This is a genomic window from Nocardioides sp. Z40_12 (assembly GCF_058215795.1).
Genome location: NZ_JBZAJA010000003.1, coordinates 1 through 14,752 on the forward strand (window position 1 = coordinate 1; position 14,752 = coordinate 14,752).

The 14,752-nt window shown below is 72.5% G+C and carries 16 protein-coding genes; 7 read left to right on the plus strand and 9 right to left on the minus strand.

Annotation, left to right across the window (positions count from 1 at the left end; all coding sequences use genetic code 11):
* The 8 genes from AC4BG9_RS06260 to AC4BG9_RS06295 form a co-directional block, all read right to left on the minus strand.
* Positions 1 to 1,790: methyl-accepting chemotaxis protein (locus AC4BG9_RS06260; protein WP_490570229.1), on the minus strand; the 1,790-nt coding region annotated here is incomplete at its 3' end.
* Positions 1,787 to 2,284 carry a chemotaxis protein CheW gene (locus tag AC4BG9_RS06265; protein ID WP_490570230.1) on the minus strand — a complete coding sequence of 166 codons (498 nt, stop codon included), beginning with the start codon at positions 2,282 to 2,284 and terminating at the stop codon, positions 1,787 to 1,789. The genes AC4BG9_RS06260 and AC4BG9_RS06265, both read right to left, overlap by 4 nt.
* Complete coding sequence (locus tag AC4BG9_RS06270) at positions 2,284 to 4,494, minus strand: chemotaxis protein CheW (protein ID WP_490570231.1); 2,211 nt, start codon at positions 4,492 to 4,494, stop codon at positions 2,284 to 2,286. Before AC4BG9_RS06270 ends, AC4BG9_RS06265 begins: the two co-directional genes overlap by 1 nt.
* Positions 4,495 to 4,612: 118 nt before the next feature.
* Complete coding sequence (csrA, locus tag AC4BG9_RS06275) at positions 4,613 to 4,849, minus strand: carbon storage regulator CsrA (RefSeq protein WP_489964484.1); 237 nt, start codon at positions 4,847 to 4,849, stop codon at positions 4,613 to 4,615.
* Between the two features lie 42 nt (positions 4,850 to 4,891).
* Entirely contained in the window at positions 4,892 to 5,347 is a 456-nt protein-coding gene (gene fliW / locus AC4BG9_RS06280; RefSeq protein WP_490570232.1) for a flagellar assembly protein FliW, read from the minus strand.
* Complete coding sequence (gene flgL, locus AC4BG9_RS06285; RefSeq protein WP_490570233.1) at positions 5,344 to 6,243, minus strand: flagellar hook-associated protein FlgL; 900 nt, start codon at positions 6,241 to 6,243, stop codon at positions 5,344 to 5,346. Before flgL ends, fliW begins: the two co-directional genes overlap by 4 nt.
* Entirely contained in the window at positions 6,240 to 7,613 is a 1,374-nt protein-coding gene (gene flgK / locus AC4BG9_RS06290; protein ID WP_490570234.1) for a flagellar hook-associated protein FlgK, read from the minus strand. The genes flgL and flgK overlap by 4 nt, the downstream gene beginning before the upstream one ends.
* Positions 7,614 to 7,620: 7 nt before the next feature.
* Positions 7,621 to 8,097: a flagellar protein FlgN gene (locus AC4BG9_RS06295; RefSeq protein WP_490570235.1), complete on the minus strand. Its 477-nt coding sequence runs from the start codon at positions 8,095 to 8,097 to the stop codon at positions 7,621 to 7,623.
* Between the two features lie 289 nt (positions 8,098 to 8,386).
* Between AC4BG9_RS06295 and AC4BG9_RS06300 the strand changes: the two genes are divergently transcribed.
* The 5 genes from AC4BG9_RS06300 to AC4BG9_RS06320 all read left to right on the plus strand — a co-directional run bounded on the left by AC4BG9_RS06300 (position 8,387) and on the right by AC4BG9_RS06320 (position 12,318).
* A complete protein-coding gene (locus AC4BG9_RS06300; protein WP_490570236.1) occupies positions 8,387 to 9,229 on the plus strand; it encodes a sigma-70 family RNA polymerase sigma factor in 843 nt (280 codons plus the stop codon).
* 140 nt (positions 9,230 to 9,369) lie between these two features.
* Positions 9,370 to 10,155 (plus strand): flagellin N-terminal helical domain-containing protein, encoded by a 786-nt coding sequence (locus tag AC4BG9_RS06305; RefSeq protein WP_490570237.1) that lies wholly within the window; start codon positions 9,370 to 9,372, stop codon positions 10,153 to 10,155.
* Between the two features lie 92 nt (positions 10,156 to 10,247).
* Complete coding sequence (fliD, locus tag AC4BG9_RS06310) at positions 10,248 to 11,570, plus strand: flagellar filament capping protein FliD (protein ID WP_490570238.1); 1,323 nt, start codon at positions 10,248 to 10,250, stop codon at positions 11,568 to 11,570.
* Positions 11,571 to 11,578: 8 nt separating this feature from the next.
* Positions 11,579 to 11,962 carry a flagellar export chaperone FliS gene (fliS, locus tag AC4BG9_RS06315; protein WP_490570239.1) on the plus strand — a complete coding sequence of 128 codons (384 nt, stop codon included), beginning with the start codon at positions 11,579 to 11,581 and terminating at the stop codon, positions 11,960 to 11,962.
* Positions 11,962 to 12,318 carry a hypothetical protein gene (locus tag AC4BG9_RS06320; RefSeq protein ID WP_490570240.1) on the plus strand — a complete coding sequence of 119 codons (357 nt, stop codon included), beginning with the start codon at positions 11,962 to 11,964 and terminating at the stop codon, positions 12,316 to 12,318. Before fliS ends, AC4BG9_RS06320 begins: the two co-directional genes overlap by 1 nt.
* A 34-nt stretch (positions 12,319 to 12,352) precedes the next feature.
* On the opposite strand, the gene AC4BG9_RS06325 is transcribed toward AC4BG9_RS06320, so the two are convergent.
* A complete protein-coding gene (locus tag AC4BG9_RS06325) occupies positions 12,353 to 13,396 on the minus strand; it encodes a protein-glutamate methylesterase/protein-glutamine glutaminase (RefSeq protein ID WP_490570241.1) in 1,044 nt (347 codons plus the stop codon).
* A 91-nt stretch (positions 13,397 to 13,487) separates the two neighbouring features.
* On the opposite strand from AC4BG9_RS06325, the gene AC4BG9_RS06330 reads away from it, so the two are divergent.
* Both AC4BG9_RS06330 and AC4BG9_RS06335 read left to right on the plus strand, forming a co-directional pair.
* Positions 13,488 to 14,363, plus strand: coding sequence for a CheR family methyltransferase (locus tag AC4BG9_RS06330; protein WP_490570242.1), 876 nt, complete (start codon positions 13,488 to 13,490; stop codon positions 14,361 to 14,363).
* Between the two features lies 1 nt (position 14,364).
* Positions 14,365 to 14,748 (plus strand): response regulator, encoded by a 384-nt coding sequence (locus AC4BG9_RS06335; protein WP_490570243.1) that lies wholly within the window; start codon positions 14,365 to 14,367, stop codon positions 14,746 to 14,748.
* Positions 14,749 to 14,752 lie beyond the last annotated feature (4 nt).

Sequence of the window (14,752 nt, forward strand, 5' to 3'; positions counted from 1 at the left end):
CCCTGCGCCGAGGACGCCACCCCCACCGCCGTGGTGGCCACCGTCGCCGCCTCCGTCGCGTTCTTCGCGATCTCCCGCATGGAGGCCGTCATCTCCTCCGCCGCCGTGGCCACCGTCTGGATCGACGCCGAGACCTGCACCGAGGCACCCGAGGCGCTCCCGGCCCGCTCCGAGGTCAAGATCGCACCCTCGCCCATGCCCTGAGACAGCGAGGAGAGCTGCTCGGCCGCGACCGCCAACGAGTCGGCCGTCCCGCCGATGTCACCCAGCGACCCACGCAACGTCGTCAGCACCTCGCCCAGACCCTGGGCCAGCTGACCGATCGCGTCGTCACCGGTCACCGGCATGTGCCGGGTCAGGTCGCCCTCACCGGCGGCGCGGACCACCTCGAGCACCAGGTCGACCTTGCCCGCCAGCTCCGCGGCCACGGCCCGGTCCGCCTCGTCGCGCTGGATCCGCGCCACCGCCTGCGAGACCAGGTCGCTGATGTTGCGCAGGGTGCCGAGGCGCTGGTCGTTGAGGACCATGGGCGCGTCGGCGAAGAACTCCATGGTGGCGACGACCTCGCGCCCCGCCCGGACCGCGAAGCCCACCGCGGAAGGAGTGGGCAGCTCGGGCCGCTCGGCGAGGATGCCGGCCGGGATGTCGGCGCGCTCGATCTCCTTGTGGACCTCGCCGCTGGCCCAGATCTTGCCGGCCATCCCCTGGCCGCGGGCCAGCGTCGTCTCGGAGAACGTGCGCAGCATCTCGTCGGGGATGTGCCCGACCACGTGCGCGAGCCGCAGCCGGGAGATCTCGGGATCCACCCGCCACGCGGTCCCGGCGGCCCAGCGGAACTCCTGGCGGACCGCCTCCAGCGTCTTCAGGATCGCCTCCTCGACCGAGGTGGCGGCCCCCAGCAGTCCGAGGACGTGGTTCATCGCGGCGGTGTCGGCCATCGCCTGCTCGCGGTCGCGCTCGATCTGCAGCTTCTCGGTGACGATGTCCCAGGTGAGCAGGAAGCCGAGGCGCTGCCCCTCGTCGTCGAACATCTCGTTGATCGTGCCGTCGAGGGTCTCCGGCCCGATCTGGTGCATGGTCGACCGCACCTTGCTCAGCTGCTCCTCGGCCCGCGCGAGGGTGCCCTTGGGGTCGAGCAGGCCGGCCCGCTGGGTGTCCTGCTCCTCGTAGATCATCGCGAGCGGGACGCCGATGAGCTCCTCGGGCCGCACCAGCATGTGCTCCACGAGGCCCTCGAGAGCCCGCAGGGAGGCCGGGTTGAGGTAGGTGATGATCCCCTCGGCGTTGGCGAACATCATCTTGGTCGGGGAGTTCTCCAGCATCGCGTGGACGCGGGCGAACTTGCGCTGCTCGCGGACCTGCGCGGTCTTCTTGATCCAGGAGAGCATCACCCCGCCGAACTCGCCGTCGGAGGTGACGCCGGTGATGCTGAGGTCGGCGACCTCGTCACCGATCTCGACCTGCGTCTCGAAGGGCAGCAGCGACGGGTCGCCCCAGACCCTCTCGAAGGGACCGACGTCCCCGAGCAGGGCGAAGAGGGGCCTGACGTCGGCGCCGACCCACTGGTCCAGGGGCAGCGGGAGGAAGTCCGCCAGCGGACGCAGGTCCTCCAGCGCCTTCTCGTTGACGTAGGCGACCCGCTGGTGGGAGTCGGCGAGCAGGACGGCGGCGGGGAACCCGTCGAGCACGTGCTGCACGATCGCCGGGGCGCCGGGGGCGGGCCACCCCTGCGACTCCACCAGGGCGGTCGGGGTGACCGGGGTGGTCGGCGCGGCGATCAGGTCGGTCATGGGGTTCCTCCGGTAGGACTCTCGAGCGGTACGCCGACCGTGCGGTCGACGTCGAGGACGAGCAGGATCGCGCCCGGCAGGGCGACGACGCCCTCCAGCAGGTCGCGGACGTCGGCCGGCAGGTTGGCCGGCGGCGGCAGCAGGTCGAGCCCGGCGGTGTCGACCACGTCGCCCACCTCGTCGACCAGCAGGCTCACCGCCTCACCGCCGGAGCGGACGACGACGTTGAGAGGCAGCTGGTCGGCGTCGCGCAGCTGCTGGTTCAGGCAGCGGCGCAGGCAGAGCGCCGTCACGATCTGGCCGCGCAGGTTGAGCAGGCCGCGCACCGGGGCCGGGGCCAGCGGCACCGGGGTCAGCGGCTGGAAGCGCAGCACCTCCTGCACCTGCTGGATCCGGACCCCGAAGAGCAGGCCGTCCGCGGTGAAGGTGCAGTACTGGGTGGCCACGTCGGCGGGCACCCACGGTGTCGCCGGGAGCACGGGCGTCGTCGTCATCACGCCGCCCCCGCCGCCGTCACGACGGCCTCCAGGTCGAGCAGGTCGGTCACCCGGCCGTCGATCACCGCCGAGCCGAGGACCCCGGCGCGGCGGCCCACCTCGCTGCGGCGCAGCACCGTGTCGACGACGTCGACCACGCGCTCGATGACCAGGCCCACCCGCCGCTCGCCGTCCTCGTGGACGACGACCGAGAGCGTCGTGCGGTCCTCGGGCGCCGCCTCGTCGGCCGGGGCCGGCGCGGGGGGCAGACCGATCAGCTGGGAGAGCCGGACCAGCGGCAGGATGCCGTCCCGGTACTGCACGGCCTCCAGGGCTCCGGCCCCCTCGACCCGGGAGACCTGGATCTCCTCGAGCCTGGAGACCTCGTGCAGGGGCAGCGCGGCGCGGCGACCGGGCACCACCTCGAGCACCAGCATCGGGGTGGTCGCCTGCCGCCGGAGGGCTACCTCGACCTTGGAGACCGGGACCGCGACGATGCCGTGGGCACCGGCCAGCCCGGCCACGTCGAGGATCAGCGCCACCCGGCCGTCGCCCATGATGGTGGCCCCGGCATACATCCCCAGCGTCTTCAGCTGGCGGCCCAGCGGCTTGACCACGATCTCCTGGGTGTCGTGGACCTCCTCGACGCACAGGCCGTAGCGGATCCCGTCGGCCTGGACCACCACGACGGTGATCCCGTCGCGCTGGTCCAGGGGCAGGGCGTCGCCGACCGGGCCACCGAGGGCCCGGCCGAGCGGGAGCAGCGCCAGCAGCTCGCCGCGCAGCCGCAGCACCGGGGCGCCGGCCACCACGTCGACGTCGTCGGCGAGGGCCTGGCCCTCGACCCGGACCAGCTCGACCAGGTTGACCTGGGGCAGCGCGTAGCGCTCGGCGCCCTCCTGGACCAGCAGCGCCGGGATGATCGCCAGCGTCAACGGGATGCGCACCCGGCAGGTGGTGCCCTCCCCCACGACGCTGTGCACGTCGACGGTGCCGCCGATCCGCTCGATGTTGGTGCGCACCACGTCCATGCCGACACCACGGCCGGAGACGTTGGTGACCACCGAGGCGGTGGAGAAGCCGGGCTCGAAGACCAGTCCGAGCACCTCGCGCTGATCCATCCGGGCGAGCTCCTCGCGGGTGGCCACGCCGCGGGCCACGGCCGCGGCCGCGATGACGGCGGGGTCGATGCCCTTGCCGTCGTCCCTGATCTCCACCACGACCTGGCCGCTCTCGTGCCGGGCGCGCAGCAGCAGCCGGCCGGTGGCGGGCTTGCCGGCAGCCAGGCGGACGGCCGGGCTCTCGATGCCGTGGTCGATCGCGTTGCGGACCAGGTGGGTCAGCGGGTCCTTGAGCGCCTCCAGCAGCGACCGGTCGAGCTCGGTCTCGTGGCCCTCCAGGTCCAGCTGCACCTGGCGCTCGAGCTGGTGGGCCAGGTCGCGCACCACCCGCGGCATCTTCGACCAGACGTGCGCGATGGGCTGCATGCGGGTGCGCATCACCCCCTCCTGCAGCTCGCTGGCGACCTGGTCGAGCCGCTGGGCGGCCCGGACGAGCTCGAGGTCCTGCTCGGTCTCGGTGCGGCGCAGGATCTGGTTGCGGGTCAGCACCAGCTCGCCGACGAGCTGGACCAGGCTGTCGAGGAGGTCGACGTCGACCCGGACCGTGGACTCCACCGCGGAGCGGGCCGCGAGCTCCGGCACGGGTGTCTCGTCGGCGGCGCGCGGGGGCGCCTGCTCGGCCGGGCCAGGCGCCACCTCCGGTGCCGGGGCCGGCGTCGGCGCGAGAGCCGGGGCCGACGCGGGAGCGGGGGCGGGAGCGGGAGCGGGAGCGGCGTCGCGGTCCAGCACCGTCTTGATCGCCACCACCACGGAGTCGACGTCGACGTCGCCGGCCACGTCGGACCCGGTCGCCTCGACGGCGGCCAGCAGCCGGCGTACCGCGTCGACCATGGTGAGCAGCACACCGGTGACCTCGGTGGTCATGGTGCGCTCACCGTCGCGCAGGGTGGCGAGCAGGTTCTCCCCCACGTGGGTCAGCGCCTCGAGCCGGTGCAGGGCCAGGAAGCCGCTGGTGCCCTTGATCGTGTGGATGGTCCGGAAGATGCTGGCCAGCAGTTCGGGGTTCCCAGGGTGCTGCTCGAGCTCGACGAGGTCGCGGTCGAGCTGGTCGAGGTTCTCGTGGCTCTCCACGAGGAACTCGGCGATGATCTCGGCATCGTCGTGCACGACGTGCCCTCCCCCCGGCGCTCCGGGCGCAACGCGCTGCTGCGCCGTGCCTCGGTGGTCACATCGGCCACACCGCACCGGATCTGAGAGGTACGCCCCGATCAGTCGGGGTCGCGGCTCACTCCTGGCGCTTGCGCATCGCCGCGGCGAGGGAGGCGACGGCGTCCTCGGGGGGCGAGGCGGCCGACTGGTTGCTGGAGGCGAGCTCGGCCAGCAGCTCGGCGCGGTGAACCTTGACCGAGCGGGGCGCGTCGATGCCCACGCGGACGACGTCGCCGCGGACCTCGAGGATCGTCACGGTGATGTCGTCGCCCAGGACGACGCTCTCCCCCGTACGACGACTCAGCACCAGCATGGGGAGGACCCTACGGCACGCGAGGCGACCGCGCGGGAGGACTCAGGCGACGAGCGGCGTGGCGACCGAGAGGGCGGGGTCGTCCAGGATCACCTGGCTGGCCTGCCGGCTGACGGTGTTGACCAGGATCGGCGCCAGCAGGTTGGCGGTCGTCTCGGCCAGGGTGTGACCGGCGGTGAGCACCACCAGGACCAGCACCTCGGAGGGGTCGGTGATGCCGAGCTGCGCCACCAGGTCGTCCTCGACCAGCGGGGCGTAGTCGGGGAAGAAGCCCAACGGGCTGGTGACCAGGAAGCGCAGGTCGGGGTCCTCCACGGAGCGCAGGGCGCAGAGCGTGCCGTCCTCGTCGAGACGGACCAGCGCGAAGCGGCGGTGCTCGGGGAAGCCGGGCATGGGGTTGACCAGCTCGATCACCGGGATCTCGTCCACGACGCTCCGTTCCTCCTGGCGGTTCGGCACTGCTCGGCTCTCCGGCCCGATCATGACAGACGCGGTCATCGCAGGAAGTCCATGAGGCTGGGCTGCATGACATGGCTGGTGGCCGCGAGCGCCGCCTGGTAGGCCGTCTGCTGCATCTGCAGGTCCATGATCGCCTTCGGGAGGTCGACGTTCTCGACGCCGACCAGCGACTTGGTGAGCGCGAACTCGCGCTCCTCGGCGGCCTCCACGGCACGGTCGAGGGCGACGGTCCGGTTGCCCACGTCGATGACGGCGACACCGAGCCGGTCCAGGTCGCCGGCCAGCGCGTCGAGGCCGGTGCGCAACCCGGCGGTGTCCCCGGTGCGCACGGCCTCCGCCATCGCGGTGAGGTCGTCGAAGAGCGTGGCGCCGTCCGGCCCCAGGGTGGCGCGGGCGTCGAGGTCGACGCGGACGCTCACCCCGTCGGCGACGGTACGGGTGACCTGGCCGGGGACGCCGACGTAGGTGATCTGGTCGCCGAGCTGCTCGAAGGCGAGCCGGCCGGCGGTGACCCCGCCCATCACCGGGCGGTCCTGGTGGTTGGTGTTGGCCAGGGCGACCAGCGAGTCGCGGATCTGCTCGATCTCGGCGGCGAGCACCTCGCGCGAGCTCGGGCTGACGGCCCCGGGGTTGGCGGCCTGGATCCCGATCTCGCGAGCGTGGCGGGTCTGGGTGATCATCGACTGCAGCACGGTGTCGACCTCGGCGAGCCACCCCTGCCCGTCCTCGGCGTTGCGCCGGTGCTGGACCGCCTCGGTGAGCTGGCCGCGCAGGCGCATCGCGGTGGTGGTGTCGGCCGGGTTGTCGGACGGGCGGGAGATCGCCTTCCCCGAGGAGACCTGGTCCTGCAGCGTGGCGAGGCGCGCGAGGCCGGTGTTCAGGTGCTCCAGCGAACGCTGGGTCATCATGTTCTGGGTGACCCGTGTGATGGTCATCGGCCGACCAGTCCTGTCCGGTTGATGAGGGTGTCGAGCATGGCGTCCACGGCGTTCATCACCCGCGAGGCGGCCTCGTAGCCGCGCTGGGCGGACATCAGGGAGACCATCTCCTCATCCAGGCTCACCCCCGAGAGCTGCTCACGCTGGCCGTCGACCTGGGCGACCAGGGAGGCCTGGTTGACCACCAGGCTGCCGGCGGAGGAGACCGCGGTGCCGAGCCCGTTGATCAGGCGCCGGTAGTCGGACTCGACCTCGGTGGCGATGCCCTGGCTCGCGGCGACGTCGCCGAGCAGCGCGCCGGACTGGGAGGAGGCCGCGAGGCGACCGGGGTCGGTGGAGACGAGGCGGAGCGACGCAGCCCCCTGGGTCGGGTCGTAGTCGAAGATCGGGCCGCCGACGCCGCCGGACCGGTCGAATCCCCGGCCCTGGGCGTCGTTGACCTCCTGGGACAGCCGCGCGGCGACGGCGTCGAGCCCGGCCGCGTAGGCGGGCAGCGTGACGCTGAGCAGGTCGGCTCCGGCCCCCACCTCCCCGCCGATCTCGCCCGGCACCGGGGTGCTCGGTCCGATCCCGCGGATCTCGAAGGCGATCGGCACGGTGCCGGGCGCGCTGGCCACCAGGGTTCCGGCCTGACGGCCGGAGACGAGCAGGACCCCGCCGACGCTGACGTCGAGCCCGCCGTCGGCCCGCTCGGTGGCGGTCCCCCCGGTGAGCTCGGCGAGACCGGTGGCGACCTGGTCGCGACGGTCGAGCAGGGCGTTGACGTCCAACCCGGCCGCACCGTGCTGCGCGATCTGCCGGTTGAGCTCGGCCAGCTCGACCGCGGCACCGTTGACCTCGGTGACCGCCCCGTCGAGCCGGGTGCGGGCGTCCGCGGTCTCCCGGGCGACGTTGGCCGCCTGGGTGCGGATCGAGTCGGCCACTGCCTGCGCCTCGGAGAGCACCTGGGTGCGGGCGATGTCGGAGCCGGGCGCGTTGGACAGGCCGTGCCAGCTGGCGCGGAAGTCGGCGAGCGCCGCGGAGACACCGTTCGGCCCGGGCTCGGCGACCCCGGTCTCCAACCGCTCCAGGGTGGTGCGGCGCACGTCGAGGTAGCTGAGGGTGGCGCGCTCCTGGCGCACCCGGGTGTCGAGGAACTGGTCGGTCATCCGGCGCAGGTCCGCGACCCGGACGCCGTCGCCGGCCCCCTCGTAGCGCGACCACATGGCCGGCTGCGCCGGGGCGCCGACCGTCTCCCCCTCGACCCGGCGGCGGGTGTAGCCGGGGGTGGCCGCGTTGGCGATGTTGCCGCTCGCGGTGTCCATCACGACGCGGTTGTAGCGCAGGCCGCTGAGCGCGGTGTTGAAGGAGGCGAAGGTCCCGCTCATGGCCGGCTCACAGGCTCCGGTCGACGAGCGGACGGCGGGAGCCGGCGGCGACGGCGGTGCCGTCGGCGCTGTATCCCTCGGTCCCCTCCCCCAGGGTCAGCAGGGTCTCCCGCGCCGAGCGGATGCCGGCGGTGACGAGGTCGCGGTTGGCCTCGGCCATCGCGGTGACCTCGCGGGTGATCGCCTCGAAGGCGTCGCGGTGGTCGGAGAGGATCGACGCCCACGGCTCCGCCACGGACTCCACCAGGGCCCGCAGGCTCGGGTTGGGGGCGAGACCCGCCTGGGCGGCGGCCTCGTCGGCGGCCACCGCGCGCAGCACCTCGGTCTGCCGGATCGTCTCCAGGACGGCCTCGACCTCCTTGGCCGCGCGCAGGAGCCACTTGGTGCGGCCGGTCGCCATCACCAGCTGCTCGACCTCCAGCTTGAACAGCAGGGTCTCCAGCAGCTCGCGCTCGCGCCACAGGATGAGCGAGAGCTTCTCCATGGCGGTTCCCTTCGGTGTGGTGGGCCTCGGTGTGTGGGGCTTCGATGTCGTTCGGTGCGTGGGACGAGAGAGGACGGGCAGTTCCTCGAGGACTCCCATCGGCGGCGCCCAGGGGGACCTGAGCGTTTTTCCCACCCGGTCTCCGGGACCTCTGCACCGCTGTGCCTACACCCGGGTAGCCGGCGCGGGCCATGCCCGGTCGGGACCTTCGTCCTGATTCCTGCACACCCGGAGGGTTGCTCCCCAATAGTGGGTACACGGTGCGCTTCCCTGGACGACTCTCGTCCATGTGAACGAGAAGAAGGCCGGGCAGGCCACCGAGGAGCTGATCACGGCGACGATGCCGCTGGTCGGGCACATCGTCCGCGAGATGGCGGGCCGGGTGCCGTCCCACGTCTCCCGCGACGACCTGACGTCGGCCGGACTGGCCGCCCTGGTCCAGGCCGCCCACGCCTTCGACGCCGAGCGCGGCGTGCCCTTCGCCCGCTATGCCGCCACCCGGATCCGAGGCGCGCTCCTCGACGAGCTGCGCAGCGTCGACTGGGCCTCCCGCTCCGTCCGCCGCCGGGCCCGCGACCTGGAGGAGACCCGCCACCGGATGGCGGCCACCCTCGGCCGCGTCCCGAGCAGCGCCGAGGTCGCCAGCGCCATGGGGATGACCCTCGACGAGGTCGTCGCCAACGACGACGACATCGCCCGGGCCCAGGTGCTCTCCCTCCAGGGCGCCCCCGAGGACGCCCTCGACGAGATGCTGCCCGCCGACGGCGCCACCCCCGAGCAGCTGCTCGAGCACAAGGAGCGCCTCACCTACATGATCGAGGCGGTCGCCGAGCTCCCCGAGCGGCTGCGCGTCGTGGTCAGCGACTACTTCCTCCACGAGCGCCCGATGGCCGAGATCGCCGAGCAGCTCGGGGTGAGCGAGTCCCGCGTCTCCCAGCTGCGGGCCGAGGCGCTCAGCCTGCTCCGCGAGGCGCTGCACCGCGAGCTCGAGCCGGGCCTGGTCAAGCCGGCCGCCAAGCCCGAGGGCTGCGCGGCCCGCCGTCGCGAGTCCTACTTCGCCGCCGTCTCCGCCCGGCACGCCGCCACACTGCGCCGCCCCGCCGCGCGTCCGGTCCTGGACGCCACCGCCTGAGCCTGGGCGCCCCCGGGTCGGGAACGCGCGGAAAAACTTCCGCCAATTCCTCAGGCCGGTCCGACGGGGGCCGATGAGAACGCCAACGGAGTCCACGGACGGACTCCAGCACGTGACTCCATTCCAGGAAGGAAACCATCATGAGTCTTCGCATCAACCAGAACATCGACGCAATGTCGGCCTACCGCAACCTGTCCACCACCTCGGGGGACATGGCCAAGTCGCTGGAGAAGCTGTCGTCGGGCTTCCGGATCAACCGGGCCGGCGACGACGCCGCCGGCCTGGCGATCTCCGAGGGGCTGCGCTCGCAGATCGGCGGCCTCAAGATGGGCGCCCGCAACGCCCAGGACGGCATCTCGCTCGTCCAGACCGCGGAAGGTGCGCTCACCGAGGTGCACTCGATGCTGCAGCGGATGAACGACCTCGCGGTGCAGCACGCCAGCGGCACCCAGAGCACCGAGTCGCAGGCCAACCTGTCGGCGGAGTTCACCCAGCTGTCGACCGAGATCGCGCGGATCGGGACCCAGACCAAGTTCAACGGGATCTCGCTCTTCGCCGACACCACGGCGTCGTTCCAGGTCGGCTACGCCAAGGCCGACGTGATCGAGGTCACCGCCACCGCCCTGGCGGCGATCGACGTGAGCGGCGCGCTGATCACCGACAGCGACACGGTGCAGACGGCGATCACCGCGATCTCCACCCAGCGGGCCGAGCTCGGTGCCATCCAGAACCGGTTCGAGCACACCATCAACAACGTCAACGTGACCGTGGAGAACCTCTCGGCCGCCGAGAGCCGGATCCGCGACACCGACATGGCGCAGGAGATGATGAACTTCACCCGTTCGCAGATCCTCTCCCAGGCCGGCACCGCGATGCTGGCGCAGGCGAACCAGGCGCCGCAGGGCGTCCTCTCCCTGCTCCGCTGATGGCTGACGGCGGTCGGTCGGGCACTGCGGTGCCCCGGCCGGCCGCCGTCTCATCGTCACCCCGCTCGAGAAGCGGTTGAGAGGAGGACCCCGTGGCCAGCGTTTCCGGACTTTCAGGCTTCGACGGTGCCAGCATCGTCGACCAGCTCATGCAGCTGGAGACCGTCGGCAAGACCCGCGTCCAGACCCGGGTCCGCACCGAGGAGAACGCCCTCAAGGCGCTCCAAGGCCTCAACACCAGGCTCGCGGCGCTGGCGACCAAGGCCGCCGACACCGGCAAGGCAGGCGCCTGGTCCACGCTGAGCGCCGCCTCCTCCGCCCCCGGTGTGAGTGCCACCGCCTCCTCCGCCACGGCCGCCTCGTCGTTCTCCGTCACCGTCGAGCGGCTCGCGCTCACCCACCAGCTGGCCTTCACGAGCCCGGCCGCGCTCACCGACACGGTGACCTCGGGGTCCACGACCGTCCGGCTCGACCGGCTCGACGCAACGGCTCCGCTCGAGCTCGAGACCGACGGCACCCTCCAGGGGCTCGTCTCCGCGCTCAACGACCCGGCCAACGAGACCGGCGTCCGCGCCACCGCGGTCCGCGTCGCAGACGGCTCCTACCGGATGCTCGTCGAGTCGACGACCACCGGCCAGGCCGCCGACTTCACGCTGACCAACCTCGACGGCTCGGACCTGCTCGGCGGCGCCACGGCACGGGCGGGCCAGGACGCGGCGGTCTCGCTCGGCGGCATCACCGCGACCTCGGCGACGAACACCTTCGCCGACCTGATGCCCGGCGTCTCGGTGACCCTCGCTCCCCCGGCCACCGCCGGCACCGTCGCCGAGCTCACCGTCGCCCGCGACGCCACCGCCGTCACCGCGTCGGTGAAGTCGCTGGTCGACGACCTCAACGCCCTGCTCAAGGAGATCGACTCGCTGACCGCCTCCGGCGGCAGCGGCGCGCCCAAGGGGCTGCTCGCCGGGGACAACACCGTCCGCTCGATCCGAGCGGCCCTGCTCGACTCGGTCTACCCCGGCGGCGGCGCCTCGCTCGCCTCACTCGGCATCCAGACCGACCGCTACGGCAAGCTCGTCCTCGACGAGCAGGCCCTGGCCAAGGCCTACGAGGCCGACCCCGAGCAGGTCGCCGTCGCCCTCGGCTCCACCGCCGGCGGCTTCGCCGCCCGTGTCCAGGACGTCGCCAAGCAGGCCAGCGATCCCTACGACGGAACCCTCTCCACCTCCGTCACCGGCCGCCAGGCCGGCATCAAGCGCCTCAACGACTCCGTCGACCAGTGGGACACCCGCCTCGAGCTGCGTCGCGCCACCCTCTCCCGCCAGTTCTCCGCCCTCGAGACCGCCCTGAGCCAGATGAACAGCCAGTCCACCTGGCTGGCCGGCCAGATCAGCGGCCTCCCCTCCTGGAAGTGATGATCGTCATGGTCCCCAACGACGCACGCGCCGCCTACCTCGGCGCCTCGGTGAGCACCGCCAGCCCCGAGCGGCTGGTGGTCATGCTGTGCGAGCGGCTGACCCTCGACCTGCGCCGCGCCACCGAGGCCCAGGACGCCGGCGACCATCTTGCGGCCCACGCCCTGCTCCTGCACGCCCAGGACATCGTGGTGCACCTGCGCTCCACCCTGCGCACCGACGCCTGGGAGGGCGCACCCCGCCTGGCCTCGCTCTACGACTGGATGTTCGGCCAGCTGGTGCGGGCCAACACCCGCCGCGACGTCGCCGCGACCCGCCACGTGCTGACGTTGGCCGAGCAGCTCAGCGACACCTGGCGCGAGGCGGCCCTGCAGCAGGCGGCCGCCAGCTGATGAGCACCCACGACCGGGCGCACGACCAGGCCAACAGCGTCATCTCGGCGGCCTGGGTCGCCGAGCTCGAGCGCCTCGAGGACGACGTCCGTCGGACCGAGCAGCTGCTCACCGACCCGACTCAGGCGCTCCTGTCCTGGCACGCCCGTCCGACCTGGCACGCGCCCTCGCTGGGCCCGGTCCCCGACCACCTCGAGGCCCGGGCCGAGGAGCTCCTCGCCCGCCAGGGTGAGCTCCGCGCGCAGCTGAGCAGGTCGCTGGCCGACCTGACCCGCCAGCGCGAGTTCACCGACCGGGTCAGCGACGCCACGGCGCCAGGCCCGGCGGGGCCGTCCTACCTCGACATCACCGCCTGAGCGGGACCGCGGCGCTCCGCCCCGGGCGAGCCCTCTAGCCCCGGACGACGTCCAGGACCCGGGCCGCGATCTTGTCCAGAGCCAGCAGCTCGTGCGCGAGGCCGGCCGAGACCACCGCACCGGGCATCCCCCAGACCACCGAGGACTCCTGGTCCTGGACCAGCACGGTGCCGCCGTTGGCCTGGATCGCGCGGCACCCGGCGGTCCCGTCGTGCCCCATGCCGGTGAGCACCACGCCGAGGGCACCTTCGCCGAACACGTGGGCACCGGAGCGGAAGAGCACGTCGACCGACGGCCGGCAGAAGTTCTCGGGCGGCCCGGCGTCGATCCGGGTCAGCACCTGCTCACCGCTGCGGTGCAGCGAGAGGTGGCGGTCACCGGGCGCCACGTAGACGTGGCCGGCCAGCAGCGGCTCGCCGTCGACGGCCTCGGTGACGCTCAGGGCACTCACCCTGTCCAGCCGGGAGGCGAACATGGCGGTGAAGACCGGCGGCATGTGCTGGACCACCACCACCGGCACGCGCAGGTTGAAGGGCAGGTCGCGCAGCACGCCGGCGAGCGCGTCGGGGCCCCCGGTCGAGCTGCCGATCATCAGCACCTCGGGCCGGGTGATCGGCCCCGTCGCCAGCACCTGCTGCGGCGGGAGCGGCCGCTCGGCGACGGCCGTCGCCTGTGCCCTCCCGACCAGGGCGGTGATCTTGGGGACCAGCTGGTCGGCGATCTCCCGGACGCTGGCGGCCAGGCTGTCGCTGCCGGTCGGCTTGGTGACGTAGTCCGAGGCCCCCAGCGAGAGGGCCTCCAGGGTCTTCATGGCGCCCCGCTCGGTGAGCGTGCTGAACATGATCACCGGCATCCGGGGGTGGGCCGCACGGAGCCGGCGCAGGGCGGCCAGCCCGTCGAGCACCGGCATCTCGATGTCGAGCACCACGGCGTCCGGCGAGAGCTCGTCTGCCAGCTCCAGGGCGTGCTGCCCGTCGACGGCCTGACCCACCACCGCGAACCCGGGATCGGTCTCGAGGGCGGCGGTCACGATGCGGCGGACAGCGGCCGAGTCGTCGACGACCAGAACATTGATCACGAGACTCCTATCGGCAGGCATCGGCGCGACGTGAGGCGCACCGGATCCCGTTTTCCCTCAGGACGGGTGGCCCGCGACCGATGGGGAGGACGTGAGTCTCTCGTCGCTGGCCTTCGCCTACGTCTCCGACCTGGCGCGTCGTGAGACGGCGATGCTGTATCCCCCGGAGAAGGCCTACCTGGTGGAGTCCCGGCTCGCGCCGCTCGCGGCCCGGGCCGGCTGCAGCCTGGAGGCCTACGTCGCCCGGCTGCGCCACGACGTCGTCGAGCAGGGCCGGGTGGTCGACGCGCTCACCATCAACGAGACCTCCTGGTTCCGCGACAACACCCCCTTCCGCGCCCTCGCCACCGGCATCATCCCGGCGCTGGTGCAGCAGCGGACCGGCCGGCACCTGAGGATCTGGTCGGCGGCCTGCTCCAGCGGCCAGGAGCCCTACAGCGTCGCGATGACGCTGAAGGACCACCTGCCCCACGACTGGACGGCCGAGATCTGGGCCACCGACGTCTCCCCCACCATGGTGGAGCGGGTGGCCGACGCCCGCTACGGCCAGGTGGAGATGAACCGCGGCCTGCCGGCCACCTCGCTGGTCAAGTACTTCGCCCGCTCCGGCTCGGAGTGGGAGGTGGTCCCCGAGCTGCGCGCGATGGTCCGCCCCTCGGTGGTCAACCTGGTCCAGGACCTGCCCCCGATGCCGCTCTTCGACGTGGTGCTGCTGCGCAACGTCCTCATCTACTTCGACCTCGACGTGCGCCGCGAGGTGCTGCGCCGGGTGCGTTCCACGATCGCCCCCGGCGGCTACCTGGTGCTGGGCTCCTCGGAGACCGCGATGGACCTCGGCGACGACTGGGTCCGCGACACCTGCGGGCGGCTGCAGCTGCACCGGCCCGCTCCGGGGGAGTTCGCTCCCCCGCCCGCCCCGTCTGCCACCGCGGCAGCCGGCTCGAGACTCACCGCGACGGGATCCTGACATGCACGCTCTGATCATCGACGACTCCCGCGCGATGCGCCTGATCCTGCGCCGGATCCTGGACGGGCTGGGCTTCGGCGCCACCGAGGCCGCCAACGGGCGCGAGGCCCTCGACCTGCTCCAGGTCGGCCTCCACCCCGACCTGTGCCTGATCGACTGGAACATGCCGGTGATGGACGGCTACGACTTCGTCTCCGAGGTCCGCAAGGTGCGGGAGTGGCGCGACATCACGCTGATGATGGTCACCACCGAGAGCGAGCACGCCCAGATCGTCAAGGCCCTGGCCGCCGGGGCCCACGAGTACGTCATCAAACCCTTCACTGCGGACGCCATCCGCGACAAGCTGGAGCTGCTCGGGCTCATCCAGGACGGAGCCCTCACATGATCCT

Bases quoted from the DNA above. Each gene is read 5' to 3' on its own strand.
- fliS (WP_490570239.1), top strand. From the start codon at position 11,579: ATGGTCCCCAACGACGCACGCGCCGCCTACCTCGGCGCCTCGGTGAGC.
- AC4BG9_RS06295 (WP_490570235.1), bottom strand. From the start codon at position 8,097: ATGGAGAAGCTCTCGCTCATCCTGTGGCGCGAGCGCGAGCTGCTGGAG.
- flgL (WP_490570233.1), bottom strand. From the start codon at position 6,243: ATGACCATCACACGGGTCACCCAGAACATGATGACCCAGCGTTCGCTG.
- csrA (WP_489964484.1), bottom strand. From the start codon at position 4,849: ATGCTGGTGCTGAGTCGTCGTACGGGGGAGAGCGTCGTCCTGGGCGAC.
- AC4BG9_RS06305 (WP_490570237.1), top strand. From the start codon at position 9,370: ATGAGTCTTCGCATCAACCAGAACATCGACGCAATGTCGGCCTACCGC.
- fliW (WP_490570232.1), bottom strand. From the start codon at position 5,347: ATGACCGCGTCTGTCATGATCGGGCCGGAGAGCCGAGCAGTGCCGAAC.
- AC4BG9_RS06320 (WP_490570240.1), top strand. From the start codon at position 11,962: ATGAGCACCCACGACCGGGCGCACGACCAGGCCAACAGCGTCATCTCG.
- flgK (WP_490570234.1), bottom strand. From the start codon at position 7,613: ATGAGCGGGACCTTCGCCTCCTTCAACACCGCGCTCAGCGGCCTGCGC.
- AC4BG9_RS06335 (WP_490570243.1), top strand. From the start codon at position 14,365: ATGCACGCTCTGATCATCGACGACTCCCGCGCGATGCGCCTGATCCTG.
- AC4BG9_RS06265 (WP_490570230.1), bottom strand. From the start codon at position 2,284: ATGACGACGACGCCCGTGCTCCCGGCGACACCGTGGGTGCCCGCCGAC.